Source organism: Vibrio sp. Isolate33 (assembly GCF_022397895.1).
GTDB classification, from domain to species: domain Bacteria; phylum Pseudomonadota; class Gammaproteobacteria; order Enterobacterales; family Vibrionaceae; genus Vibrio; species Vibrio pomeroyi.
The window spans coordinates 181,234-192,577 of record NZ_JAKEUP010000001.1; the positions used below are offsets into that span (position 1 = coordinate 181,234).

The window sequence follows — 11,344 nt, forward strand, 5'->3', positions numbered from 1 at the left end:
TTAAGATTAGAATTACTTATGTGGGAAAACAGACACCGTAACTCACAATGGGGCAACAGTGGTCGTCCATTGTTAAAATATACGCAATGTTACTCCAACTGAACTAGGCCAACCTATGAGATATTTTAGTAAGCGCTACAATGCTCCATCTAGCAAAGATTAATGATCTTCCCCTCAATGTCGTGTTCGATGCTCTAAAAGGTCTGTCCGACACCAAGCAAGATAAGCGTGACAAAAATCGGGAAGTTGAACGTATTATTTGGATTGAAGCAAGCATAAGAAGACACTCAGTTGCTTTTCCTTTGGAAACCTAAAGGGTAAGCGCTTAACTTCTCTCTGCGCATGTTTCACCGTAGAGCATTTTCACGCCCTAGAAAAAACTATGATAAGTGTCCTGACCATATCGCTAACAACGTAATCACTGTACTTTCTGAAGAATGATAAGCACACATTAGCTAGTTGACTAGCCAAAACAACACGTTCTGAAACGGTTTGGGAAGCAATAATTCACTAAATAGATTGCTTCGCAATTGTGCAACAGCTTGTTGCACAAATAAACCTCATGATGGGACGCTTTGGACACGAAACAAGTTAGAGTAATCACTTAATTCGATGACTGTCGGATTAGTTGCATTATCACAAATCTAAACCTTGCAACTTGACTTGAATGCTATATACCCAGCTAGTCATACACAATGGCCTTTTGAGCTAGGTAAGTCAGCTAAGCTTTCACTATATGTGCGTGCGGTATGCCATTTATAGTGTTTGCATCAATCTGTAAGCTATTGGCTTCCATATGGATGCTTGCGTGTTAAAGGCTAATCATCCTTGCATCGAACAGTTGCAGAGTGGTGTTGTGAACTAACTAGGCGAATACTTACGGCCAATAAAGGGTAAATTAGGTGCTAGTAATGTCTTGGGGGCTAAACTTTGCTGAGGTGAAAGAAATACAGCTCCTACTTCACCGCTACTACTGAATTACTGTAATGAAAATTCATGTATAAGTATGTACGTGTATTCGTCATGTGCGCGTTGCGTCTTGACAGTATTTTGTCCATTAAGTGGTGTGACAAAGATCAGATTTTTAAGAATATAAATTCATGAACTTGGTGAATAATAGTTGTTCGATTTTAGAGGCGATGAGAACAGAGATATGAAGTGATATAAGGTTCATGAGTTGAAAATTGTGTATCAATCTTTCATTAGGCTAGAAAAAACAAAAGGTTAGATGTTATCGTGTGTTATGAACTAAGTGCAAACCCATAATTGTTAAATTGCATTTGGTGTTTATAAGGCAGGTATCTTTATGTGATGCCCTGCCTTTATTTGTTGTCGATATTCTCTAATTTATACTGTGTATTTAACCATAATGGTTATTTACCATAAAATACCTAATATCCAGTGATAATAATCTTCGATTTTAACCCTGGTATTAGTTAGAGATTAACCGCCTGCGAATTTAACTTTGTAGCCTTTCTTTTCAAGGTGCGCTTTGATCTTGTCGCGCGCGTCGCCTTGAATTTCGATGTTGCCATCTTTTACTGAGCCGCCACAACCGCAAACTTTCTTAAGTTCTGCTGCCATGAGTTTTAATGGTGCGTCATCTAGGTCTAAGCCAGTTACGACAGAAACGCCTTTGCCTTTACGGCCTTTGCTTTCTTTTTGGATTCGAACAATCCCATCGCCTTTAGGACGTTGGACTTTCTCTTCTTCAGGCTTAATACGACCTGTTTCTGTTGAATATACTAGGCTCATAATTTACTTCTTTTGTTGCTCTGCTTTTTGTTTTGCGAGTAAGTAAGCTTCTATATGACGTTGGATAGCAATCTTGCCGCCTTTAATTAGGCGACCGTTAAACATGCAATACCACGCATTAGGCTCACCGGTGTCATTCTTGATTTGGTAGCCGTTGAAGTTTTCCGTCGAACCACCAGTTCCTCTCGACTTATTTAACGCAGTGAATTCTTTTGGATCAATAATAGATGCGGTTTCAATCCACCAATCAATACTCTTCTTAACGGCAGCTAGGTTGCCTTGAATAACATTATTTTTTAACTTCGCACGCCAAACCGTGTTAGTGGCATCCGTCGATTGAAGATGGATGCTTCGGTAAATTGAATTAGCCATATCTATTAATCATCTTTTTGTTTTCGCTGCATTAATCATAAGTATACTTTTAATGATATCAAGCATAATATGGCAAAAACACCTGCTAAGGTACGGTAATTTGAGAAAAAAAGTCCCTATTTTATCTGACTCTGTGATAATTAATTCATTTGTTGAAAAATTGAACAGCACTGCGTCAATTGAAATTATAGATGAGTTAACAGGGTACCAGTATTCTCGCAATTCACTGTTAGGCATCTACAGTGATTGGAATCGCTACCAAGCGTTCTGTAATAAAAACCGTATCAATACGCTCCCTGCATCTGTGACCGCAATTCGTCGTTTTCTTGAGACTGAATCCAATGACAGAAAATATGCATCGCTAAAACGTTACACTGCAACGCTTAGCTTGTTACACACGGTGCTTGGCTTCGCTAATCCTATCAAACATCGACAAGTTCGCTTTACCCTGCTCCACTTGCAAGCTCGAATGGCGGGCGATTCAAAGCAAACTAACGCTATGACATCTTCACATCTCACTGAGTTGAACACATTGCTCTCGCATGACAAGGCCAACTTAAAAGAGATTCGTGACATCGCTATTTATAATGTGATGTTCGAGTGCGCTTTGAAGCGTTCAGAGCTTAAGTTGTTATCGACGAATGACATCGAGAGTACCGATAGCGATTATCAAATCACGATTAAGGACTCTATGTACCAGCTTTCACAAGTCGCGAGTTTCGCTCTAGGTCGTTGGCTTTCGTATATTGGAACGCAAGAGGATTTGCCCGTGTTCCGTGCAATAGATAAGCATGAAAACATCGGGATTCAACCTTTGGATGATTCGTCTATCTATCGAATTTTACGCAGAGCGAGTGATTTACTTCAGCTCGCAGAAAACCACCACTTTTCAGGTAACTCGATTCGTGTTGGTGCTGCACAAGAGCTCTCGAAACAAGGTCTTAAGGTAAAAGAAATTCAGGATTTTGGTCGTTGGCTCAGCCCTGCTATGCCAGCGCAATATGTGGGTTATTCTGGGACTGCTGAGAATGAGAAAATGAAATTCAAATCGCTAATACCTTGGCAATAAGCTTTGGTCGTCAGGTCACTAAACTCCTCTAGGGAATTACGAACAGCATCATCGCCGTTAAAAAATTGGCCTCTTAAAACTAATAATGCCTTGGCGGAAAGCTCAAGGCATTATGTTGTTGGGTTCAGGTAAGCGAAGATTCGTTAGATGAACTAAGCAATGCTCGTTCTAACGCAGTTCTCTAGGAACTGACTGAACTTGTGACCATCATGTTCCACCATTTTAGGGAACATTGAAATTGGCGTCATACCTGGGAAGGTGTTTACTTCGTTTAGGTAGATCTCGTTGTCTTGTGTCAAGAAGAAATCGATACGAGACAAGTGGCGAAGTTTCATCTGTGTAAACACTTTACGCGCGCTGTCTGCGATCAAATCACGCTGTTCGTCAGTTAGGTTACTTGCTTCAACTTCAGTGATTGAGTGGCTGTCTGCACTGTACTTCTCTTCATAAGAGTAAAACGCGCCATTCGGTGCAATCACCTCGCCCGGCTTACTAATGTGTAGCTCGCCGTCGATTTCATATGCTGCTACTTCTAGCTCTCTTGGTACCACTGATTTCTCAACAAGTACTTGATCTGAGTAGGTAAATGCTTTGTTGATCGCTTCGCTTAAATCTTCGATTTTGTTGACTTGGTAACAACCAACAGAAGAACCTTGACGTGCAGCCTTTACGAACACTTTGCCCCAAGTTTCAAAAGCTTGAGTTGCTTGTGAGTGAGCTTGTTCCGTGTTGTCCGATAAGAATAGGTATGGTGTGTTTGGAATGCCCAGTGCGTCATACCAAAGTTTTGATGTGATTTTATTGAAGCTGTTGTTGCTCGCCTCAGAACCACAGCCTAGGTATGGAATCTTAGCCATTTCAAATAGTGATTGGATATCACCCGTTTCACCAGGGAAACCATGGATACAAGGTACGATGAAATCAACTTTCGATTCTAGATCGTCGCCACGTAGGGTTTGATCGTTAATATCAAGGTAAACCAATTCACCTGAATCAAGACACCAGCCTTCGTTCTTTATCTCAACTCTCACAACGTTGAAATCGGCAACGCTATTGAGTTGTTCAAAAAGGTAATTGGCTGAAACTAAAGACACTTCATGCTCTGAAGATCCACCGCCGCAAAGTAGAAGAATGTTTGTGGTGTTCATGGGTAAAATCGGTCCTTGAAACTAGGAATACTGACTTCAATGATAAACAAAAGTCGAGATAGGTACAGTGTTTTGATTGTCAAAATTGCGTTCGAAAGATTGAGCGATTAACTATTAAACAAAACAACGAGTCTTAAAACAAAAGAAGGAGCATTTGCTCCCTCTTTTATGAATCAAAACTTAATTTAACTTGTTAAGCGTAGGGTATTCAGAGTTTTTGATGTCATCAATACTCTTAACGAACGGCTTCAAGTTTTGGAAAGTGGTTGGCAGTGTTGAAATCGCCTTTTTCGCTTCTAAGCGTGTTGCGTAGTCACCGTAAAGTACTGTGAACCACTTCGTGCCGTTTACCATTTTGTAGTTTTCCCAAACTGGTTGAGAAGTTGTTGGTAGCATTTTCACGAAAGAGTCGACTTTACTTTGGCTGCCAACAGCAACAACTTGAACCGTGTAACCAAAGCGCTGGTTCATGTCCTGTTGTTTCTTCGTCGGGCCTGTCACGGTTGCAACTGGTTTAGCCCTAGTTGTTTGAGTGACTTTCTGTTCTACAGGTTCAGTTTTGATAACGTTAACAACGTTCTCTTCAACAACGCCTGTTTGCTCAGATTGAGATACAACTGGAGCTTCAACTTTGGCAGTTTTGTACTCTTCTTGATAACTGTCTGAAGTCACATCCGTGATGTAGTTTTCAGATACACATGCAGCCAAGAGCAGAGGCAAAGTCGCAATTGCAATTTTTTTCATGGAAAGCTCTATGTCCTTAATAATAATTACTATAAATCATGCCGATACGTCGGTTTAGAATCAAGTTAACTTTGAGATTATACACCATTAGTGGGTGACCTATTTCACAAACTTTATGCAGTGTTTGCTTATTCATCTTAATTCGGTGAATTTGCCATCAACCTGTCATCGAAAAGTAAGTTACGATGAACTTACGTGCATTGCTAGGATATGTCTATGAATCATCTTGATCCCCTACTTAAACCCCGCTCTATCGCTGTTGTTGGCGCTTCGCAACGAGAAACGCGCGCGGGTTATATCGTTATGAATAATTTATTGCACGGGGATTTTAAAGGTGCGGTGATGCCGGTTACACCGAAATACGATTCTGTGGCAGGCGTACTCTCTTATAAGAACATCTTGTCACTGCCTATCGTTCCCGATCTTGCCATCTTATGTACTAACGCGACACGCAATGTCGCTATTTTCGAAGAGCTGGCCGAGAAAGGCATCGCGTCTGTTATTGTCCTTTCTTCAGACATGCAACAGCTAAGCGATAATGGTGAGACGTTTGATGAAAGATGCCTAGCGATTGCCAAAAAACACAATATTCGCGTACTCGGTTCAAATAGCTTAGGGGTTATCGTCCCTTGGCTAAACCTAAACGCCTCTTTCTCTCCTGTTACTGCACTTCCCGGAAAAATCGCGTTTGTTTCTCAATCTGCAGCGGTTTGCACCACCATACTCGATTGGGCCAACGACAAAGAGATTGGCTTCTCTGCGTTTATATCCATCGGTAATGGCAGTGACATTGAGTTTTCTGAACTGTTGGATTACTTGAGTACCGATTCTCATACTGAAGCAATCTTGCTCTATGTTGATAGCATAACCGATGCGAGGCGCTTTATCTCTGCTGCTCGAGCAGCATCACGTAACCGACGAATCCTCGTATTAAAAGGCGGCCGCACCGCGAAAGGCAGAGCTGCTGCAATGGCGCACACTGGCGGCGCTGACACTTTAGATATTATCTATGACTCCGCAATCCGACGTAGTGGCATGTTGCGAGTAAAGAACTTACATGAGCTGTTTGCTGCGGTAGAAACCCTAACTCATTCTGTACCACTTCGTGGTGAACGTCTTGCCATTGTCACTAACGGCGGTGGCCCTGCAATTATGGCGGTGGATACACTGTTTGATCGTGGCGGTAAATTAGCTGAACTCTCAGATGAGACACTTGATAAGCTCAGCAAGGTGTTACCATCAAGCTGGTCTCACAGCAATCCTATCGACATTGTTGGTGATGCTGGTGATCAGCGTTACATCGATACGATCAACACTCTGCTTGATGGTGATGAAGCCGATGCCATTCTTATCATGCATAGCCCTTCGGCTGTCGCGCATTCGGCTCAAACCGCTGAACGAATCATCGAAGCGATTAAGAAACACCCTCGCCATAAACGATTCAATATCTTAACCAATTGGTCTGGTGAGCTCACCGCAAGGCCTGCGAGAAAGCTGTTTACTGAAGCGGGAATCCCAACCTATCGGACGCCCGAGAGTTCGGTGGTTGCCTTCATGCACTTGGTCGAGTACCGACGTAACCAGCGTCAGTTAATGGAAACGCCAACCACGGCTGAAAAAGTACATATTGAAGACTTGGCCGATGCGAAAAGTTGGATTGAACGCCAACTACTGGATAAAGATACAGTTAGCCTTGATACCCACCAAAACAGCCAATTTTTCAAACACTTCAACTTGGACGTTCTACTGACTTGGATTGCTTCTGACCCAAGTGAGGCGGTACATATTGCTGAAACGATCGGTTATCCTGTTGCGGTAAAACTCCGTTCACCTGACATCGCGCATAAGTCAGATGTACAAGGTGTGATGCTCAATTTGAGAAACAGCAGCGAGGTCGCTAACGCTGCTCAAGCGATTCTCGACCGATCTCAGTTGTCATTCCCTACCGCCCATATTCACGGTTTGTTGATTCAAGGAATGGCCAAGCTAGCTGGCGGCCAAGAGCTTCGAGTTAAAGTAACAACCGATGAAACCTTCGGGCCGATCATCCTACTCGGCCAAGGGGGATCTGAATGGGATGAATCGATCGACGCGGCAGCCGCATTTCCACCGCTCAACATGACACTGGCTCGTTACTTGATTATTCGAGCAATCAAGAGTGGCAAGATCCGTTTGCAGAAATTACCTAACCCGATCGATATCGAGGGGCTTTCTGAATTGCTGGTTCGTATATCTCAAATGGTGGTAGATTGCCCTGAAATTCACGATTTGGATATCCATCCAGTACTTGCCAATGGAGATAAATTCACGATATTGGATGCCGATATCATCTTGAAAGCGTATGAAGGCGATCCTCAGGAGCGACTCGCGATTCGTCCGTATCCTGTGGAGCTTGAAGAGACGATACAGTTGAAAGACGGCACTGAAGTACTGCTGCGCCCTATTCTTCCTGAAGACGAGCCGCTTCATGCTGACTTTATTAACCGAGTATCAAAAGAGGATCTCTATAAACGCTTCTTTAGTGATGTCGGTGAGTTCAATCACGAAGCATTAGCGAACTTTACTCAAATCGATTTTGATAGAGAGATCGCTTTTGTTGTGGTGCGTAAGGAACAAGGCGTTCCGGCTATCATTGGTGTATCTCGAGCGTTGATTAACCCAGAGAACACAGATGCCGAGTTTGCGATACTGATTCGTTCAGATCTGAAAGGTGTTGGCTTAGGTCGTATTTTGATGACTAAAGTAATCGATTACTGCCGTGCGAAACAGACCAAGCAGATGTCTGGAATGACGATGCCAACTAATAGAGGAATGCTGACACTAGCTCAAAAACTCGGTTTTAAGCTAGATATCAGTTTTGAAGATGGCACGGCAGATATGGTGTTACCGTTACTTGAGTGACCATGTCTTTTTAAGGTGTTGAATACACCAAGACTTGGCGTCGCCCATTTTATTGCGTCGCCAAGCCATCACAATGTCGATTGGCTGCGGTTCGGTACCGGCAATCTGTGTTAAAACGCCCGATTCGATCAAAGGTTTAGCAACACTACAAGGCAAGGTTCCTATACCTAGTCCAGTTGTTAACGCATCTACTTTTGCGGAGAAGCTTGTTACTGTTAACCGCGGCTGCTTCTCTAGAATATTACGACTTAAAGCAGGTTGATCTCGGGCTGTATCCGCAATTGCGATTACCCTGTAACTTTCTCTTGCTGCTTGGTCAAACTCACCAGAACGTTTGTGAACATAGTGGCTTGATGCCGCAACCCAAACCATTTCCATTTTACCAATTACGTCACTTTTCATATCGTTTGGAATCGTGTCGACCTTTGGGCACACCAGTAAATCTGCGCGGCCATCGGTCAGTGACTCCCAACATCCTGCTAGGATCTCTTCTTGCAATCGAACACGTGTCTTACTAATTTTGCCTAGTTCATCGACAAGTGGAAAGAAGTTGGCAATTGGGATGATTCCATCAAAGGCGATGGTCAAATCCAGCTCCCAGCCATTGGCTAGAATGCTCGCCTCGTTTACCAATCTCTCTGTCGCACCAAGAATTACTCTGCCTTGCTCAAGTATCAATTGCCCCGCTTCCGTGAAGTTTGCACGGTGACCTGAACGGTCAAAAATCATGATATCTAGGTCTTGCTCGAGCTTTTGAATTTGATAGCTAAGTGATGAGGGTGCTCTATCCATTTCATTTGCCGCGGCGGCGAAACTTCCACGTCGATCAATGGCATCTAGGATGTGTAACGCTTCAAGTGTTATTGGGCTATGCATCAGTTTCCTACTTTATAAATGAGAGGTTAATCACAAAAATGGAAGCATTCACCAGATAAATGGAACCATTAAAGGTCTTTCAATACAATGAGTTATACGGTTTAAGCATGTTTTTAATGATAAAAGTACAAATAAATTTAAATGCAAATAATAGTAATTATCATTTAGATCCAATATTATCTTTCGCGAAATCAAGATAATACTATGGAATTAAGGTAACTATCAGATGTATAAGCAATCACTACTCTCTGCTTCAATCGTTTTAGCGCTTTCATCAACATCAGCTTTTGCTGAAGATTATGCCCTATTTGACGAGGTTGTTGTATCTTCAACTCGTACGAATCAACAACTTGAAGATGTTGCTGCGTCGGTAACTGTGATTAACGATAAAGATATCGAAAAGAACATGGTAACGGATGTAGAAGACTTATTTAAGTACACGCCAGGAGTCACGGTAACTACGAATTCTCGTCAAGGGATTCAAGGTATTAATATCCGAGGCATGGAAGGTAATCGAGTTAAGGTTATCGTTGATGGCGTCTCACAAACTAGCCAGTTCACACCAAGCGGTACTCAGTCATATAACTTCATCAACTCTTCACGTATTGATGTTGATACGGACATGTTGAAGTCTGTAGAAATTGTTAAGGGTGCGGCCTCTTCTTTATACGGTTCAGATGCAATTGGTGGTATCGCTGCGTTCGAAACAAAAGATCCAAGTGACTTCTTGAAAGGTAGAGATTTCGGTGGCCATGCTAAATTCAACTACTCTTCTTCTGATAACACATTTAGTGAGTCTGTTGCGTTAGCTAATCGTATTGGCGATCTCGAAACTTTAGTTGCTTACACTCGCAGAGATGGTGAAGAAATTGACAACTTCGGTACACCTGACGAGCAAGAAACTCAGAACAATAATTTGTTGGTTAAGCTTCAATATCAATTGAACGAACAACACCGTTTAGAGTTTTCCGGTAACTTTATCGAGAATTCTGGTGATACCGATTTAAATAGTGCAAGTTACACCGATTACACTGGCGAAGACTCAACTAGCCAACAGCAAATTGGTATCAAACATATTTGGGATGCTAACCTAGCGTTTGCTGATCGCGTTACTTGGCAGGCCGACTGGTTGAGTAAAGAAGAAAATGGTGTGACTAATCGTACATCTAACGGCGGTAGCATGTTCTTACCACCTGCAGGTAATGTTCAGAAAAAAGACTATATCTATGAAGATGAAGGTTATCAGTTTGACGTGCAATTCGATAAGTTCTTCATGACGGGTAACGTAGAAAACTACTTCATTTATGGCGCTTCATACTCTGACAAAGATATTAAAAACGTTAATAATGAATATAACTCTATCAGTGCAGACCAAGTTATTTTCTATATCCCTGCCGCATCTGAAAGAAAGTATGGATTCTTTGCACAAAATGAAATGACGATCGGAAATTGGATGATTACTCCTGGCGTTCGCTTTGATGGTTTTGAAACGGATCCAGGTGATACAAGTCAAAACCCAAGTGGTAACCCTGCAGAAGATTATGCAAAATACTCTGATTCAGCAGTAACGGGACGTTTGGGTACAACTTATACTCTTAATGATGAGAATAAGATCTTCGGTCAAATCAGCCAAGGCTTTAGAGCACCAGATTTCCAAGAGCTTTACTATTCATTCGGTAACCCAGCGCACGGCTACGTAAATGCCCCTAACCCAGATTTAGAAGCGGAAGAAAGTATTTCATACGAGCTTGGCTGGCGCCACAATACTAATCACTCATCAAGTGAGATTGCGATTTTCTACAGTGACTACGATAACTTTATTGATACTATGCCTGTTAGTGGTTCAGGTTCTCCTATGGACCCAACAATATACAAGAATGTAAATATTGATGAAGCAGTAATCAAAGGTATCGAGGCTTCAAATACGTTGTCTTGGAACAGCTTCATGCCTGTACAAGGTGTGAGTACTCGTGTTGCAGCCACGTACACAGAAGGCGAAGACGGTGAAGGTAATCCTCTTAACAGCGTGAACCCTTGGAACGCAGTAGTTGGATTTAACTATGATGCTCCTTCAGCAATTTGGGGTACATCCCTGAACATTAGTTACACTGCTGGTAAGAAGTCTAGTGATATCAATAGTGTTGGTTTGTCTGATGAAATTTTACCAACTGATTCAGCAACAGTGGTCGACCTAACTGCATACTACTTGCCGATGAAGGATCTTACGCTTAGAGCTGGTCTTTTCAATGTTACGGATGAAGAGTACTACTCGTGGAATGACGTTCGTGGATTCTCGCAAGAAGATAAGGATTACACACAAGCTGGTCGTAACTGGTCTATTACAGCTAAGTACGAATTCTAATTCGTTACAAACCTGAATTGCAGATACTAAAAAGCCAGCTTTATGCTGGCTTTTTTCTATTTCACTAAAAATTGTATAAAAAAGGTATAAAGTGAAATTACTTCTCTGCCATTTCTT

At 42.2% G+C, this 11,344-nt stretch carries 8 protein-coding genes; 3 read left to right on the forward strand and 5 right to left on the reverse strand.

The genetic code is table 11. The features are described 5' to 3' along the window. Window positions 1-1,443 precede the first annotated feature (1,443 nt). On the reverse strand, window positions 1,444-1,755 hold the full coding sequence (gene yciH, locus L1D37_RS00820) for a stress response translation initiation inhibitor YciH (RefSeq protein ID WP_239846525.1): 312 nt from the start codon (window positions 1,753-1,755) through the stop codon (window positions 1,444-1,446). A gap of 3 nt (window positions 1,756-1,758) precedes the next feature. Next, window positions 1,759-2,127, reverse strand: a complete 369-nt coding sequence (locus L1D37_RS00825; RefSeq protein ID WP_102383143.1) for a DUF3319 domain-containing protein — start codon at window positions 2,125-2,127, stop codon at window positions 1,759-1,761. Window positions 2,128-2,227: 100 nt separating this feature from the next. On the opposite strand from L1D37_RS00825, the gene L1D37_RS00830 reads away from it, so the two are divergent. Then, window positions 2,228-3,196 (forward strand): tyrosine-type recombinase/integrase, encoded by a 969-nt coding sequence (locus L1D37_RS00830; protein ID WP_239846526.1) that lies wholly within the window; start codon window positions 2,228-2,230, stop codon window positions 3,194-3,196. A gap of 152 nt (window positions 3,197-3,348) precedes the next feature. Here the strand turns inward: L1D37_RS00830 and L1D37_RS00835 are convergent, their stop codons facing one another. Further along, window positions 3,349-4,344, reverse strand: a complete 996-nt coding sequence (locus L1D37_RS00835) for a D-alanine--D-alanine ligase (RefSeq protein WP_239846527.1) — start codon at window positions 4,342-4,344, stop codon at window positions 3,349-3,351. Between the two features lie 180 nt (window positions 4,345-4,524). Beyond that, window positions 4,525-5,088 carry an SPOR domain-containing protein gene (locus L1D37_RS00840; protein WP_017632853.1) on the reverse strand — a complete coding sequence of 188 codons (564 nt, stop codon included), beginning with the start codon at window positions 5,086-5,088 and terminating at the stop codon, window positions 4,525-4,527. Window positions 5,089-5,304: 216 nt separating this feature from the next. Between L1D37_RS00840 and L1D37_RS00845 the strand changes: the two genes are divergently transcribed. Next, a complete protein-coding gene (locus L1D37_RS00845; RefSeq protein ID WP_239846528.1) occupies window positions 5,305-7,989 on the forward strand; it encodes a bifunctional acetate--CoA ligase family protein/GNAT family N-acetyltransferase in 2,685 nt (894 codons plus the stop codon). On the opposite strand, the gene L1D37_RS00850 is transcribed toward L1D37_RS00845, so the two are convergent. Continuing rightward, window positions 7,978-8,865, reverse strand: a complete 888-nt coding sequence (locus tag L1D37_RS00850; RefSeq protein ID WP_239846529.1) for a LysR family transcriptional regulator — start codon at window positions 8,863-8,865, stop codon at window positions 7,978-7,980. The genes L1D37_RS00845 and L1D37_RS00850 overlap by 12 nt on opposite strands. A gap of 226 nt (window positions 8,866-9,091) precedes the next feature. On the opposite strand from L1D37_RS00850, the gene L1D37_RS00855 reads away from it, so the two are divergent. Then, window positions 9,092-11,227 (forward strand): TonB-dependent hemoglobin/transferrin/lactoferrin family receptor, encoded by a 2,136-nt coding sequence (locus tag L1D37_RS00855; RefSeq protein ID WP_239846530.1) that lies wholly within the window; start codon window positions 9,092-9,094, stop codon window positions 11,225-11,227. Window positions 11,228-11,344: the final 117 nt, after the last annotated feature.

Excerpts from the sequence above, each read along its gene's own strand:
- L1D37_RS00850 (WP_239846529.1), bottom strand. The coding sequence starts at position 8,865 with ATGCATAGCCCAATAACACTTGAAGCGTTACACATCCTAGATGCCATT.
- L1D37_RS00855 (WP_239846530.1), top strand. The coding sequence starts at position 9,092 with ATGTATAAGCAATCACTACTCTCTGCTTCAATCGTTTTAGCGCTTTCA.
- yciH (WP_239846525.1), bottom strand. The coding sequence starts at position 1,755 with ATGAGCCTAGTATATTCAACAGAAACAGGTCGTATTAAGCCTGAAGAA.
- L1D37_RS00835 (WP_239846527.1), bottom strand. The coding sequence starts at position 4,344 with ATGAACACCACAAACATTCTTCTACTTTGCGGCGGTGGATCTTCAGAG.
- L1D37_RS00825 (WP_102383143.1), bottom strand. The coding sequence starts at position 2,127 with ATGGCTAATTCAATTTACCGAAGCATCCATCTTCAATCGACGGATGCC.
- L1D37_RS00840 (WP_017632853.1), bottom strand. The coding sequence starts at position 5,088 with ATGAAAAAAATTGCAATTGCGACTTTGCCTCTGCTCTTGGCTGCATGT.
- L1D37_RS00845 (WP_239846528.1), top strand. The coding sequence starts at position 5,305 with ATGAATCATCTTGATCCCCTACTTAAACCCCGCTCTATCGCTGTTGTT.